At 65.0% G+C, this 14,332-nt stretch carries 11 protein-coding genes; 7 read left to right on the top strand and 4 right to left on the bottom strand.

The annotated features are described in order from the left end of the window. Nucleotides 1-66: 66 nt before the first annotated feature. Nucleotides 67-744 carry a glycerophosphodiester phosphodiesterase gene (locus ACB030_RS08290; protein ID WP_371158961.1) on the bottom strand — a complete coding sequence of 226 codons (678 nt, stop codon included), beginning with the start codon at nucleotides 742-744 and terminating at the stop codon, nucleotides 67-69. A 163-nt stretch (nucleotides 745-907) separates the two neighbouring features. Beyond that, nucleotides 908-4,183 carry a miniconductance mechanosensitive channel MscM gene (mscM, locus tag ACB030_RS08295; RefSeq protein WP_371158963.1) on the bottom strand — a complete coding sequence of 1,092 codons (3,276 nt, stop codon included), beginning with the start codon at nucleotides 4,181-4,183 and terminating at the stop codon, nucleotides 908-910. A gap of 153 nt (nucleotides 4,184-4,336) precedes the next feature. Here mscM and ACB030_RS08300 point away from each other — a divergent pair, with 153 nt between their 5' ends. Further along, nucleotides 4,337-5,674 (top strand): MATE family efflux transporter, encoded by a 1,338-nt coding sequence (locus ACB030_RS08300; protein ID WP_371158965.1) that lies wholly within the window; start codon nucleotides 4,337-4,339, stop codon nucleotides 5,672-5,674. 67 nt (nucleotides 5,675-5,741) lie between these two features. Here the strand turns inward: ACB030_RS08300 and ACB030_RS08305 are convergent, their stop codons facing one another. Beyond that, nucleotides 5,742-6,569: a peptidoglycan DD-metalloendopeptidase family protein gene (locus ACB030_RS08305; RefSeq protein ID WP_371158967.1), complete on the bottom strand. Its 828-nt coding sequence runs from the start codon at nucleotides 6,567-6,569 to the stop codon at nucleotides 5,742-5,744. A 250-nt stretch (nucleotides 6,570-6,819) separates the two neighbouring features. Between ACB030_RS08305 and ACB030_RS08310 the strand changes: the two genes are divergently transcribed. From ACB030_RS08310 to ACB030_RS08335, 6 genes are all read left to right on the top strand, one after another. Then, complete coding sequence (locus ACB030_RS08310; RefSeq protein WP_371158969.1) at nucleotides 6,820-7,359, top strand: fimbrial protein; 540 nt, start codon at nucleotides 6,820-6,822, stop codon at nucleotides 7,357-7,359. Between the two features lie 10 nt (nucleotides 7,360-7,369). Further along, complete coding sequence (locus ACB030_RS08315) at nucleotides 7,370-8,131, top strand: fimbria/pilus periplasmic chaperone (RefSeq protein WP_371158971.1); 762 nt, start codon at nucleotides 7,370-7,372, stop codon at nucleotides 8,129-8,131. A 76-nt stretch (nucleotides 8,132-8,207) separates the two neighbouring features. Further along, nucleotides 8,208-10,760, top strand: a complete 2,553-nt coding sequence (locus ACB030_RS08320) for a fimbria/pilus outer membrane usher protein (protein ID WP_371158973.1) — start codon at nucleotides 8,208-8,210, stop codon at nucleotides 10,758-10,760. Next, entirely contained in the window at nucleotides 10,757-11,524 is a 768-nt protein-coding gene (locus ACB030_RS08325) for a molecular chaperone (RefSeq protein ID WP_371158975.1), read from the top strand. Before ACB030_RS08320 ends, ACB030_RS08325 begins: the two co-directional genes overlap by 4 nt. Beyond that, the gene (locus ACB030_RS08330; protein WP_371158977.1) at nucleotides 11,517-12,554 is read left to right on the top strand and encodes a fimbrial protein; all 1,038 of its coding nucleotides are present in this window, start codon (nucleotides 11,517-11,519) and stop codon (nucleotides 12,552-12,554) included. Before ACB030_RS08325 ends, ACB030_RS08330 begins: the two co-directional genes overlap by 8 nt. Nucleotides 12,555-12,593: 39 nt before the next feature. Next, nucleotides 12,594-13,376: a BPSS1780 family membrane protein gene (locus ACB030_RS08335; protein ID WP_205643180.1), complete on the top strand. Its 783-nt coding sequence runs from the start codon at nucleotides 12,594-12,596 to the stop codon at nucleotides 13,374-13,376. A gap of 48 nt (nucleotides 13,377-13,424) precedes the next feature. Here ACB030_RS08335 and ACB030_RS08340 read toward each other — a convergent pair whose 3' ends face one another. Then, nucleotides 13,425-14,327, bottom strand: coding sequence for a LysR family transcriptional regulator (locus tag ACB030_RS08340; protein ID WP_371158979.1), 903 nt, complete (start codon nucleotides 14,325-14,327; stop codon nucleotides 13,425-13,427). Nucleotides 14,328-14,332 lie beyond the last annotated feature (5 nt).

Here is a 14,332-nt window from a genome sequence, read left to right on the forward strand (position 1 = left end):
TCCCGGTGCACAGGAAATTTTCGATCTTTTTTCACCTCCTGATGGGCCGCCAGGCCGCGCCGATACTCAGCTGAATCGATCTGGTCGGTTGGTAAAGATGCCATCGACACCCATGGCTTCGAGGGCATCCCTATCACTCACCTCGTCGACCGTGTAGACCAGGATCTTGAGCCCCCGGCGATGGGCATCCGCCACCAGCCCGGCGTCGACAAAATCCACGTCGCAATTGAGGGACCAGGCTCCCAGCTCTTCGGCGAAACGGGCACCGTGCAGCGGCAGGCTGGCGGTCAGGGCGCCAAGCCGGATCCCTGGCCGCAGTGCCTTGAAGCGCGTGAGCTCGGGATGGTGAAAGGAGGAGACGACCCAGTGGGCCGGGGTGAAGCCAAGCTCCGCCTCGGCCCGCCGGGTCAGGGCCGCCACGGCGTCGGCGGTGTGCGCCCCCTTGAGCTCGATGTGCAGCTCGCAGCGCCCCGCCACCAGGCTCATCACCTGCCACAGGGTCGGGATCCGCTCCCCGTCCCCGGCATCCAGGCTCGCCAGATAGTCCCGGGACTGCTCGGTCAGCACCCCGCGGCCGTCGGTGCAACGCTCCAGCCGCCGGTCGTGGAAGACCCAGAGCTCGCCGTCTGCCCACTGTACGTCGAGCTCGATGGCGCCGGCTCCCTGCGCTAGGGCGAGGCGCATCGCCTTGAGGGTGTTCTCCGGCGCCAGTTTGCTGGCACCGCGATGGGCAATGATCTGCATTCGTTGCTCCTGTTGTCGTCGTGGGGGATGGTGATAACCCCACCCCGGCCCTCCCCTTGTGAAGGGGAGGGAGCCAAACACTCCTCCCCTTCACAAGGGGAGGGAGCCAAACACTCCTCCCCCTGCCAGGGGGGAGGCCGGGAGGGGGGTCGTCAGCCTCGGCTCATCCCCGGCTCATCCGAATGTCGATCTGCTGGTGCGGCAGAGGCATGCCGAGCTGGTTGAGTTTTTCCAGGACCAGTGAGTGGACTTCATGGGTGATCGGCATCCGGTGATCCATGTTGTTGACATAGAGCCGGATCTCGTAGATGAGGGCCGAGTCGGTGAACTCGATCAGGAACACCTCCGGGGTGGGGGTATCCAGCACCAGGGTGGACTCCTGCACGCACTGCTCCAGCAGCTGCTGCACCCGCTTGGGCTCCTGGGTCAGGCCGATGCGGATGCGCAGCTTGACTCGGGTGATGGCGTCGGAGAGGGACCAGTTGATGAACTGCTCGGTGATGAAGGCCTTGTTGGGGACGATGATCTCCTTCCTGTCCCAGTCCACGATAGTGGTGGCGCGGGTCTTGATCTTGGTGACGGTACCGGTCAGATCGCGAATGGTGACGGTGTCACCGAGCCGGATCGGCTTCTCGAACAGGATGATGAGGCCGGAAACGAAGTTCGCGAAGATCTCCTGCAGACCAAAACCCAGGCCCACCGAGAGCGCCGCCACCAGCCACTGGGTCTTGGACCAGTCGATGCCGAGCATGGAGAAGCCGGTGAGGGCGCCGATCAGGATCACCAGATACTTGCTGACCGTGGTCAGGGCGAAGCCGGTGCCGGGGGAGAGGCTCAGGTGCTGGAGCAGGGTGAGCTCCATCAGCCCCGGCAGGTTGCGGGCGGTGACCACCGTCAGGATGAAGGCGAAGGCGGTCAGCATCAGATCCTGCAGGGTGATGGCGGAGAGCTGCTCTATGCCGGCCACCTTGCTGCTCACCTGCCACACCTCGATGCTGCTGAGGAAGCTGAACGCCGAGTTGAGATCCGACCATTGCACCACCACCAGCATGGTGAAGCCCAGCATCAGCAGGGTGCGCACCAGGCCGAGGGACTGGGCGCTGATGGTGTCCAGATCCAGCTCGGGCTCCTCCACCACGTCCGGGATCTCGGAGCTCAAGTCGTCGTCCTCTCGTTCCCGCTGGGCCAGGATCTCGGCCCGCTTGCTCTTGGCGCGATCGAAGGCGAGGCGGCGGCGCTGGATCAGCATCCAGCGATGGGCCAGATAGTAGACCAGCAGGCAGCCGAGCCCCGCCAGCAGGCTCAGCTCCAGCTGGCGCAGCAGGATGCGGGAGGTATAGAAGTAGCCGAACAGGGTACCCAGCACCGCCAGCAGAGGGGCCAGCATCAGGCTGTTCCAGATGAAATGGTGCAGCAGGTGGGGCTTGGTCATGTCGGCCTGGCCCCAGGTGAGGGGCAGCCTCTCCCGGTTGAGGCGGGCAAAGAACAGCAGCAGCCAGAGGGCGCCGACGACGAAGGCGAGGCGGCCGAGGGAGTCGTAGAAGGCGTGCTCCTGATAGCTGTTGGCCATGCCCTGCACGAAGAAGCTCGGGATCAGCACCAGCAGCAGGGTGCGGAACTGGCCCCAGACCCGCTGCACCGGCTCTTTCGGCCAGCGGAAATGGAGGATGAGGATCCCCTTCTCCAGGGTCAGATGGCGGGCTACCAGCAGCGCCAGCAGCAAAAACCAGATCTCGCCAAGGCCGCGGGCCACCGCCACCGCGAAGGGATATTGCCAGGCGCCGTCCAGCAGGCCGCGCATCATCAGCACCATGGCGGGTAGCGGCAGGGCCGCCAGCAGGGAGCGCACCAGCAGCCGGCTGGTGAGGCTGAACTTGTCCTGGGTCACCTTGCCGATGCGCGGGGCTATGTAGTGGCTGTACTGCACCAGGTGGCGCCCCAGCTTGGCCCAGCACCAGGCCAGCACCAGCAGACCGAGCCCCGCCAGGGTCAGGGTCATGGGGTTGTTCTCCACTATGGCCCTGGGCAGTTGCAGCCAGTTGACGGGATCGAGCAGCAGGCTCAGGGCGGTGGGCACGCCGAGCAGGACGGCCGGGGTGAGCGGGCGCACATCCGGCATCCAGAACAGGTGGCTGGCGCTGATCTCGCGGATCTCGTCGATCTTGCTGTTCTGGCGGCTGTAGAGCAGCTTGAGCCGGGTCTGCTCCTGAATCAGGGTGTCGGAGGCGTCGTTGAGCCGGGTCAGCAGTTGCCGTCTGGCCTTGAGCAGGTTGTCGAGCACGGCGCGCTGGGCCCTGTCCAGGGTGATCTCATCCCCGCTCAGCAGGTGGTTGCGGATCTGCACGGGATCCTTCAAGGCATCCTGCTCGGTCTCGTACTGGTACTTCGCCATGCGCGCCTTGACGATGTCGGACTCCAGCTTCTCCAGCGGGAAGTAGGCCGGCAGATCCGCCAGCTTGCTGCGCAGGTTTTCGCCGTAGGCGTTGCTTATCTGCAGCCACTCCAGTTGCTCGCGCACCGAGTTGACCAGATCGTTCAGCCCTGACAGGGAGGTGTCGATGCCGCGCTGCTCGTCCTGTACCCGCTCTATCTGATCTTCCAGGGCGCCGAGTTGCAGGGAGAGCGCCTGGTTCTGCTGTTGCTGCTCCTGCAGCAGGGGCAGATCCGAGGTGAGCTGCCGGCGCAGCCGCTCGCTTTCCGCCAGCGCCTGCTCCGTCTTTTCTCGCCTAAGCTGGTTTTGCTGGGCGAGCAGGCTGTTCTGCCACTCGTCCTCGTCGGTGATGGCGAGGTTGAGCTCCTGCAGCCTGAGCTTGCCGAGATCGTTGCGCTGCTGGGCGGAGAGCTGCTCCAGCTCCAGCATCTGGATCCGGTCGGAGAGGCTCTGCTCCTTGAGGCGGGTGGCCAGTTGCTGGGCCTCCTGCAGCCTGTCCGACTCGTTGCTGAAGCTCAAGCGATCGAGCTGGGAGCGGGTCTGCAACAACTGCTTGCGCAGCTCATCGACCCGCACATGGTACTCCTGGCCCGTGCTCTCCAGCTGGTTGAGGCTGTCGGTCACCGCCTGACGCTCCTTGCGCAGGTTGATCTGGCGGTTGCTGCTCAGGCTGATGGCCTGGCGCAGCGCCTCTTCTTTCAGGGAGGAGAGGGGCGGGCGGGACTGGGGCTGATAGTTGTGCAGGCTCTCCTTGAGGCGGGCCGACTCCTTGGGATAGTCGATGAGGATCTGCTGATAGGCCTTGCCCTGCTCCCGGTAGCGCTGGGCATCCCGGGCATACTGCAGCGCCTGCTGATAGCTCTCTCTCAGTTGCTGGTTCTCGGGGCTGTCGGTCTTGGGGACGCTTTGCAGCAACTCTTCCACCTGGGTGACGGCATCATCGGCCTGGGCAGCGGAGAAGGGGAGCAGGCTGAGACAGAGCATCAGGCAGAGCAGGCGTTGCAACATGGCGCACGTTTCCGTTCATGAGAAGTCGCCTTAGCCTAAAGCAGGGGCCGGGGTGGGTAAAGCCTTCCATATTAATGATTCGCAACATAAATAACGGGTGATCCGGGTCTTGTTTGGCTATTATTCTGGCCGTTCCCCTCCCTTGAGCAATTTATGTCCACTGTCGATCTGGGCACGGCCCCCCTCTCTCGCCTCTTCCTGCGTTACGTCACCCCGACGGTGGCCGCCATGCTGGTCACCGGCATCTATGTCACCATAGACGGCATCTTCGTCGGCCATATCCTGGGTCAGGACGGCCTGGCGGGCATGATGCTGGCCTACCCCATCTGCGCCGTGCTCTATGCGGTGGGGGCGCTGATCGGCATGGGATCCTCGTCGCTCGCCTCGTTCTATCTGGGCAAGGGGGAGCAGGCAAAGGCGCGCCATATCGTCGGCAATGCCCTGGTGATGGTGCTTATCGCCTCCGCGCTGCTCGCCTTTATTGGCATCAATTATGGGGATGCCATGCTGGCCTGGATGGGGGCCGAGGGGGTCATCTTCGACGCCGGGTTCGCCTACCTGCAGTGGTACGCCTGGCTCGGGGTCTTTGCCGTGCTCTCCATGGCGTTCACCGCCCTGCTGCGCAACGACGGGCGGCCCGGCCTCACCACCTGGATTTTGGTGGGGGGCGGCGTGCTCAACGTGCTGCTCGACTACCTGCTGATGGCGGTGATCCCCTTAGGGCTGGCGGGGGCGGCCATCGCCACCATGCTCTCCCAGGCGGTGACCGGGGGCCTGTGCCTGTGGCACTTCTTCACCCCGCGCAGTCAGCTGCGCATTCGCCTGGATACCCTGGTGCCGGACTGGCGCCTGATGGGGGAGACGCTGCGACTCGGGGTGTCGAGTTTCCTGATGTACCTCTATCTGTCTGTGGTGCTGGCGCTGCACAACAAGGCGCTGCTGTCGGTCGGCAGCTCCCTGCACGTGGCCGCCTACGGCGTCATCAGCTATAGCGAGGCCTTCTTCTATCTCATCTTCGAGGGGATCGCCATGGGCATCCAGCCCATCGCCAGCTTCAACGCCGGGGCGGGCAACTGGCAGCGGGTGCTGCGGGTGCGCAACCTGGCGCTGGGGGTGACCCTGGTGGTGGCGCTGTGCGGCATGATACCGCTCTACCTCTGGCCTGAAGGGGTGGTCTATCTCTTTGCCGGCGACAACGCGGCCTTGCTGCCGGTGGCCAGCCTTGGCATCTGGCTCTACTTCTGGGGCCTGCCCATGGAAGGCTTGCTGCTGGTGGGGGCGACCTACTTCCAGGCCATCAACCGGGCCCGCATCGCCTCCCTGCTCACCGGGGGCAAGCTGGTGCTGATTGGCGGCTTCCTGTGGGGCTTCTCCTCCCTGTGGGGAGTGGCCGGGGTCTGGCTGGCGCTGCCCACCTGCAGCACCCTGCTGGTGCTGGTGATGTGGCGGGCCATGGGCAAGGAGGCCGGGCAGCATGCCGCAGCCCCGTGATTAACGCCCCTTCCCCATGAACGACAAAGGCAGCCGAGGCTGCCTTTGTCGTTTCGTGCTGCCCGGATCAGGGCTTGAAGGCGCCGATAAAGATGGCGGGGTCGACGCGTGCATCGTTGAGGCTGACGTTCCAGTGCATGTGGGGACCTGTGGCGCGGCCGGTGGCACCGACCCGGCCGACGATGCCGCCGCGGGGCAGGCTCTGGCCCAGCTTCACGTCGATCTTGGACATGTGGCAGAACATGCTGATGAGCCCCTGGCCATGGTCGACGAACACCGTATTGCCGTTGAAGAAGTAGTTGCCGATGAGGATCACCTTGCCAGCGGCCGGTGCCTTGATGGGGGTGCCGGCGCCGACCGCGAAGTCGAGGCCGGAGTGGGGGTTGCGCTCCTCGCCGTTGAAGAAGCGGCGCAGCCCGAACGGGCTGGAGAGGGGGCCGCTGACCGGCTTGTCGAACAGCAGGTTGCTGGGCTGAGTAGGGCTGAAGGTCTGGTAGGCCTTGTTCTGCTCGGCCAGTTCACGGTTGATGCGCGCCATGTCCTCGGCCAGCGGATTGACCTGGCGGGTGTTTTTGAGCTTGATGTGCTGCTCCCTATAGTGCTTGTTGCCGACGGTGAAGCTCAGGGTGCGGCCATCGCTCACCTGCAGCTGATGGGGGCCCGCCTGACTCTTGAGCGGAATGCCGACGATGGCAATCCAGTGCCGCCCCTCTTCCCGCACCACCAGGACCGGCTTGTCCTGATAGCGCGCGGCGGGCGCCTTGGGCCCATCCCCCAGTGGCACCACGGCCACGCCCCCCGGCACCGGGTGGTTGAGCAGGTGGCTGATGAAGCCGGGTTCAGCATGAAGGGAGGCGCTGCCGAGCAGCAGAAGGAGGAAGAACAGGCGGCGCATGGTGGCTCCATCGAACAAGGCGGTGAGATAAAAGGGGGAAAATGATGCCACATTCTCGCCCGGCTGTCCGTCACCTCGGGCCATGGCACCGGAAAGGGAGTCGTGCGGTGGCGGCGGGATTGAGAATCTTGTGCTATTTACTAATGCATCACTAAAGGTGTCTTTGAATGGCACCTATGGCGGCAGGCAGCAAGGCACTGGCAGGAGAAAAGCAGTCGCCAGCGGCATCCAGGGACAGGTGGAGGTTGTGATGAAGACGAAGGCTCTCTTGATACTCGGACTCAGTATGGGGATGTCGGCACCCGTTGCCGCCTTCAACGGGGTCATTACCATCAATGGCGAGGTGACCGCCGGGACCTGTGCCATCGCCGTCAATGGTGGCACGGCGTCGGCGACCGTGACCCTGCCGACCGTCAGCACCAATGCGCTCGGCAGCATAGGCCAGACCGCGGGGGCGACAGGTTTCAACCTCGCCCTCACCAGCTGCCCGACCACGGGGTCGGTGCGGGCCTACTTCGAAAACATCGGGGTGGAGCAGACCACGGGCAACCTCAGCAACAAGGCCGTCGCCTCGGGCGGCAAGAACCCGGCCCAGAACGTGGAGGTGCAGATCCTCTCGGCCAACAGCACCCCCATCGATCTGAGGACCAACACAGGCAACAACGTGCTGGTCAACTTCAGTGCCACCGGGGGGGCAACCCTCTACTACAGCGCCCAGTACATAGCCACAGGTGCCGTCGGCGCCGGCCTGGTCTCGGCGGATCTCATCTACTCCCTGGACTACCACTGAGCGCTCTGTCATGAAGGCGCTTCGCATCCGTCGGCCCCGCAGGGCGGGGCTGGTCCCCATGCTCTGGTGTGTGCTGCTCCTGCCCTTACAGACCTGGGGTCATGTCCAGATCTCGGGCACCAGGGTCATCTACCCGGCCAACGCCCGTGAGGTCACTCTGGAGCTGACCAACAAGGGGAGCACCCCCTCGCTGGTACAGGTGTGGATAGATGCGGGCGATCGCCGCATCCGGCCCGGCGCCGAGGCGCTCCCCTTTCTGGTAACACCGCCCATCACCCGCATCGAGGCCCAGCGTGGCCAGTCTCTGCGCCTGGCCTATGTGGGGCAGGGGCTGCCCCAGGATCGCGAGTCGGTGTTCTGGCTGAACGTGCTGGAGGTGCCGCCGAGCATGAAGTCGACCCAGGCGGGGCAGAACCTGGTGCAGCTCGCCTTCCGCTCCCGGATCAAGATGTTCTACCGACCATCCGGGCTGACAGGCAATGTCGAGCGCTCCGCCAAGCAGTTGAGCTGGCGCCTGATCCGGCAGGGGGACGGTTATGCACTGCGTGCCAGCAACCCCAGCCTCTATCACGTCAGCATCAGCAATCTGGAGCTGCAGGCGACGGCGTCGTCGCAGCGCTACAGCAACTCAAGTGGCGGCATGGTGGCGCCGGGGGGCAGCTTCGATTTTCCCCTTGAGCCGCTGTCCGGGGTCGTCCATGCCAAGGCCGTGACCTTCTATTGGCTCAACGACTATGGTGCCCGCGAGGTGGGCCAATTCGTCTTCAATTGATCCTGGAAGATGCCGGAGCGGGCCCCAGGGGTCGACGCTCCCGGTGCACAGGTCGGCGCTGAGGGGGAGGTTTGCCGTGACAGCCAGAATGCCCCTCTCTTGCTGCCTTCATGCCACTGCCCTCTGGCACCCCGCTTGCGGTCTCTCCCTGTTGCTCTGGGGCGCCCTTGCCATGGGGGAGGAGCTGGCCGGACAAGCGGTCAGCCCACCCGCTGACATCGAGTTTGACAGCCGCCTGCTCGACAGCCTGGGGGTCAACATCGACCTGGCCCGCTTCTCCCGTGCCGACTTCATCCCCCCCGGGCGCTACCAGCTCGACATCACCCTCAATGGCAAGGAGAGGATAAGCCAGCAGGTGGAGGTGAGAGCGGGGCAGGATCCCGGGACGCCCCTGTTCTGCTTTCATCCGGATCAGCTGACCCAGTGGGGGCTCTTGGTCGACAAGCTGCCCGACCAGGGGGCGGTGCAGCAGCAACTCCGGAGCGACTGCATCGAGGTGGGAGCCCTGGTGCCCGGCGCCAGCTTCACCTTCGATCTGGCCAGTCTGAGCGGGGCACTCAGCCTGCCCCAGGCTTATCTCGGTCAGGCCAGGCGGGACTATGTGGGGCCTGAGCAGTGGGTGCAGGGGATCAATGCGGCCTTCGTCGGCTATAACGCCAACCTCTATTACAGCGAGCAGGGGAGCACAGGGGATCCATTGAGCAGCAGCGTCAACCTCAACACCGGTATCAATCTCGGCGCCTGGCGCCTGCGCCACAACGGCTCCTGGCAGGGCAACCAGGGGGGCGGCTATCAACCCCTCAACAGCTATGCGCAGCGGGATGTCACCTCCCGCAAAGCCCAGCTGACCCTGGGGGAGTACTTCACCCCGGGCGACAGCTTCGACAGCGTGCCCTTCACCGGCGTGCAGCTCGCCAGCGACGACGCCATGCTGCCGGATTTCGAGCGGGGTTTTGCCCCCGTGGTGCGCGGGGTGGCCCAGAGCAATGCCAGGGTCAGCATCCGGCAAGGCAGTTCCCTCATCTATGAGACCCAGGTCGCCCCCGGCGCCTTTGCCATCGACGATCTCTATGCCACCAGCTTTGCCGGTGATCTGGATGTGACCATCACGGAGGCGGATGGCAGCGAGCGCAGCTTCACCCTGCCGTTCTCCTCCGTGGTGCAGATGTTGCGAGACGACACCTCCCGCTTCAGCCTGACCCTGGGACGCTATCGCAATGATGCGGGCCCCGATGGTCCGGATTTTCTGCAAGGCACCTACAGGCGCGGCTTCTCGGATGCCCTGACCCTGTATGGCGGAACCATAGCCGCTGAGGATTACGGCGCCCTGCTGGGGGGCGTGGCCATGGGCTCGGACTACGGCGCCCTGGCCCTGGATGTGACCGGCTCCTGGGCACGGGCGTTGCCCGCCAGAGCGAACGTGCCCGATTCCCTCGCCGGTCAGAGTTATCGCCTCACCTACAGCAAGCAGATGGAGAGGACCCAGACCTACTTCACCCTGGCCGCCTATCGCTTCTCCAGCGAAGGCTATCTCAACCTCAACGACGTGGCGGCGATACAGGTCCAGGCGCTGGACAGGTTGCAGCGGGAGCGCAATCGCTTCCAGCTCAACATCAACCAGCCGGTGGGGGAGTGGGGGGATCTCTACTTCAACGGCATTCGCCGCGACTACTGGGGTGGCCAGGGGGAGAGCAGCAGCTTCCAGCTCGGCTACAACCGGGGGTTTGACTGGGGCAGCCTGACCCTGTCGGCCAGCCACTCCCTGGAGGAGGGGGTGGGGGATCAATACGTGCTGAGCCTCAGCATCCCCATCGGGGACAAGCTGGGGTCGCCGCGTCTTGGCAGCACCCTCTCCTATCAGGAGGGACAGGGCGCCAGCGCCAGACTGGATCTCAACGGAGGGACCCGGGACGGGCGCTTCTATTACGGTGTCTATGGCAATCAGAGTCGGGTGAGTGGCAGCTCGGCCCTGAGCTATGGCGCCAACCTGCAGTATCAGACGGCGGCTACCCAGCTGGGGTTGAGTACCAGCCAGGGGGAGGGCTACGCCCAGTACGTGGCCTCGGCCAAGGGAACCCTGCTGGTCCATGAGGAGGGCTGGGTGCTGGGGCAGACGCAAGGGGAGACGATGGCGCTGGTGGAAGCCAAGGGAGCCCAGGGGGCCAGGGTCAGCCACGGGATCGGCAGCGAGGTGGATGGGGATGGCTATGCCGTGCTGGCCGGGCTCAACCCCTATCGCACCAACATCATAGGCCTGGATCCCGGCGGCTTGCCGCTGGATGTGGAGATAGATGGCAGCGCCCAGATGGTCGCCCCGCGTCGGGGGGCCATCGTCAAGCTGGCATATGAGACCCATGTCGGCCAGCCCTTGCTGCTCAAGGCCGTGCGTCAGGATGGCAGTGCGCCGCCCTTTGGGGCCGAGGTGGTCGATGGCCGCGGCGACGCCGTGGCCGTGGTCGGTCAGGGGGGGCTCATCTTCGTGCGTGGCGAGCAGGGGACCCTCCATGTCCAGTGGGGCAAGGAGGGGGATGAGCGGTGCCGGCTCGATTATCGGGTCCCTCGGCCGGATCCTGCCGTGCCCTATCAGCAGGTCGCCGCCCGCTGCCTCGCTTCGGGAGCAAGTTCATGAGAGACCCCCTTGATTGCCATGGCTGGCGCCGGGCCCTGGAAGGATACACCATGCTGTCATGGCTGGCGTTGGGCTCCCTGCTGTGGTGTTCAAGCAGCGAGGCCGCCCTGAACCTGATGCGTACCCGGGTGATCTATGAGGGGGGCTCTGAGGCCAGCCTGATGGTGCGCAACGACGGCAGCGAGCCCAGCCTGCTGCAGGCCTGGGTCGATGGCGGCAATGAGCAGCAGGGACCGGCCGATGTCTCCACCCCCTTTCTGGTGGTGCCGCCCATGATGCGGCTGGGGTCGCAGAAGGGGCAGGTGCTGCGCATCCTGGGCGCGGATCTGAGCCGGCTTCCCCAAGACAGGGAGTCCCTGTTCTGGCTCAATGTCCTCGGGCTACCCCCCAAGGCGCAGGCCTCGCAGGGGAGCGTGCAGCTGGCGTATCGCACCCGCATCAAGCTGTTCTACCGGCCGTCCGGCCTGGCGGGCTCCCCGGCCGAGGCGGTTAGCCGGCTTGGCTGGCAGGGGCTGGCGGGGGGCGGACTTAGGGTCAGCAATCCTGGCCCCTTTCACATCAGCCTGAGCGAGGTGCTGCTGCGCGCACCGCACCTCGCCTGGCGCGAGGGCGGGGTGCTGCCGCCTTATGGTTCCCTGTCGCTTCCCATGGCGGGCGCCGTGCCGGCGGGGGCCCGCGGGCGGCTGCGCTGGATAGACGACGATGGTAATTATCATGAGCAGGAATTTGTCCTGGGCAGGCATGGAGGAGAGCGGGATGAGTGACGGCGTTGGAAACTCTGGCCTGCCTTCCTTGCTGGCGGCGGTGCTGCTGTTGCTGGGGAGCTTATGGGCGGGCGAAGCACGGGCTGTCAATGGCCAGTGCACCAGTCCCTTCGTGGCGACCGGCGCCATCACCACCGATAGCGGTCTCTATCAGCCCGGGGGGACCAATGCTTCCACCTCCTTCTCGACCACGGGCACGGCCACCTGTGATTGCACCGGCATCTCGGTGGGGCTGCTGATGACCGTCTATTACCAGGGCACCACCAGCCTGCCCACCGTCTCCGATCCTCTGGGGACCCTCATCAAGCTCAACCCCTATTTCGGCCTCAAGATCGAGTTCAATGCGGCGGGGGGATACCAGGCAGTTCCCTTCACGACCACCAGCACTGGGCTGCTGAGCGTCTGTGTCGGCGGGCTGCTGAATGTCTCCCTGCTGGGGGGGATCAACGTGAACGGCGGCCGCTATACCCTGAAACTGCTCAAGGGGGTCACGGGTACCCAGACCTTCAGCGGCACCGTCGCCCATCTCTTCGTGCGCCGAGCCAGTGCACCTGACACCAGCCCGGTCAATGCCTTCAGCACCCTGGCGATGAACATCAGCGTCACCTCGACGCCGACCTGCCAGTTCCCGGCCGGCACCAGCATTCCCATCGATCTCGGCGCCGTGGCGCAGAGTGCCTTCGTCGAGGGAGAGATCCCCAGGGGCTATGCCCCGCGCAGCGTCAATGTGAGCGTGACTTGCAGCCAGATCCCGAGTGACTATGTGGTGCCGCTGCAATACCGCTTCGGGGGGGCGCTCAGCAGCCAGAATCGCTTCGTCACCACCAGCCTGGCCGGGGTCGGGGTGGGCATGGTCGAGCAGGATACGCTGACCCCTATTCCATTTGATACTGCCATCGCGGTACCCTACTCGGCGGCCAGCCACAACACCCAATATCAGGTGAGGCTGTATCCGACCCGGTTGCCGGGTCAGGTGGTGCGCCCCGGTACTTACACGGGCACCATCATGGTCACGGTGAGCGTGCCCTGATGACAGGGTTTTCTGCCCCTATTTTCGACGAGGTCAATGATGAACAGTGACAGCGCCCTGCGCCGCGAACCCAGACGCCACACCATAGGGCAGGGCTGGATCTGGATCCGCACCGGGTTCGACATCTTCAACAGGGGCATGGGCGCCAGCGTGGCCATGATAGTGATCTGGTTCCTGGTGGGCATGTTGCTGGAACAGCTGCCGGCAGGGGGCTTCATCTCCCAACTGCTCTACATGGTGTGGGGCGCCGGCTGGGTGGCGGTGGCCCGCCGGGGCTATGAGGGTCACCCCCTGCAGTTCGCCGACTTCTTCGCCGGTTTTCGTCACCGGCTGACCCCGCTGATGCTGGGGGGGCTGATGGTGCTCGCCCTGTTCATGGGGATACTGCTCATCTGCGCCTTCATGCTGCATCAGTGGGGCCTGACCGGCCTGCTCTCCCAGGATCCGGAGACCCTGACCCTGACCCCCGAACAGGCGCAGGGGTTCCTGCTCTGCCTGTTGCTGGGGCTGGCTTTGCTGGTGCCCGTGCTGATGGCCATCACCTTCGCTCCCGCCCTCATCTTCTTCCACGGTGTGGGGGCCTGGCAGGCGGCCAGGCTCAGCTTCAAGGGCTGTCTGTGCAACATGTGGCCCTTCCTCTGGTGGGGGCTGCTGGGAGCAGTGCTGATTTTCTTTGGCGCGCTTTTGATGCTGGTGGGTCTGCTGGTGGTGTTGCCGGCCATCAACTACTCCATCTACGCCGCCTATCGCGACATCTATGTGGACGAGGAGGCTGCCGACGACGGCGAGTCGCCGGTCAAGGCGTTTGGCTTCGAGGCATAAGCCGACACAGGATGACAGGGGCCGACAGGCCCCTTTTTTCATGGGCCTTCAGCTGGCCTGCCACAGGGGATCGTCCGCCATGCGCGCGATCAGGAAGTCGAGGAAGCTGCGCAGCAGGGGGGACATCTGCTTGCGGGTGCCATAGACGGCATAGACGCCAAGCTGCTTGGGCTGCCACTGGGTCAGCAGGGGCACCAGGGCGCCGCTCTCCAGGTGGGCCTGCACCGAGTAGCGTGGCTGCAGGCTGATCCCCGCCCCATCCAGGGTTGCCGCCAGCAGCAGGTTGGAGATGTTGGCGCTCAGATTGCCGCTGACCGGCACTGACTCGGGGCCATCCGGCCCATTGAACTCCCACAGGCTCTTGCCGAAGTAGGTGTAGGTGAGGCAGTTGTGCAGGGCCAGATCCTGCACCTGCTGCAAAGGCGCATGGCGGGCCAGATAGGCGGGGCTGGCGCAGACGACGGAGTGGCAGGTGCCGAGGCGGCGCGCCACCAGGTTGGGATCCAGATCGTTGGTGATGCGCACCGCAAGATCGATCCGCTCCTCCACCAGGTTGACGGTTCTGTCCAGCAGCAGGATGTCGATGGCCGTACCGGGGTAGCGAGCCAGGTAGTCGTCCGCCGCCTTGACCAGCAGGGCTTCCGAGAGGGAGTAGCTGCTGGTGATGCGCAGTTGCCCCTTGGGGGCCTCGTCACTGCGGATGGCCAGGTGCTCCATCTCTTCCCCCAGCGCCAGCATGGCCCTGGCCCGTTTCAGTGCCTCTTCCCCCGGTCCGGTCAGGCTCAGCCGACGGGTGGTGCGGTGCAGCAGTCTGGCCCCCATCCAGCGCTCCAGCTCGGCCAGATAGCGCGAGACCATGGCGCGGGACATCTCCAGTTTCTCTCCGGCGCCGCTCAGGCTGCCCTGTTCGACCACGCAGACGAAGACCCGCAATGCGGTCAGTCGATCCATGTATG

This window comes from Aeromonas sp. S16(2024), assembly GCF_041403065.1.
Lineage (GTDB): Bacteria > Pseudomonadota > Gammaproteobacteria > Enterobacterales > Aeromonadaceae > Aeromonas.

Coding starts and splice junctions, on each gene's coding strand:
- ACB030_RS08290 (WP_371158961.1), bottom strand. CDS start 744: ATGCAGATCATTGCCCATCGCGGTGCCAGCAAACTGGCGCCGGAGAAC.
- mscM (WP_371158963.1), bottom strand. CDS start 4,183: ATGTTGCAACGCCTGCTCTGCCTGATGCTCTGTCTCAGCCTGCTCCCC.
- ACB030_RS08300 (WP_371158965.1), top strand. CDS start 4,337: ATGTCCACTGTCGATCTGGGCACGGCCCCCCTCTCTCGCCTCTTCCTG.
- ACB030_RS08305 (WP_371158967.1), bottom strand. CDS start 6,569: ATGCGCCGCCTGTTCTTCCTCCTTCTGCTGCTCGGCAGCGCCTCCCTT.
- ACB030_RS08310 (WP_371158969.1), top strand. CDS start 6,820: ATGAAGACGAAGGCTCTCTTGATACTCGGACTCAGTATGGGGATGTCG.
- ACB030_RS08315 (WP_371158971.1), top strand. CDS start 7,370: ATGAAGGCGCTTCGCATCCGTCGGCCCCGCAGGGCGGGGCTGGTCCCC.
- ACB030_RS08325 (WP_371158975.1), top strand. CDS start 10,757: ATGAGAGACCCCCTTGATTGCCATGGCTGGCGCCGGGCCCTGGAAGGA.
- ACB030_RS08330 (WP_371158977.1), top strand. CDS start 11,517: ATGAGTGACGGCGTTGGAAACTCTGGCCTGCCTTCCTTGCTGGCGGCG.
- ACB030_RS08335 (WP_205643180.1), top strand. CDS start 12,594: ATGAACAGTGACAGCGCCCTGCGCCGCGAACCCAGACGCCACACCATA.
- ACB030_RS08340 (WP_371158979.1), bottom strand. CDS start 14,327: ATGGATCGACTGACCGCATTGCGGGTCTTCGTCTGCGTGGTCGAACAG.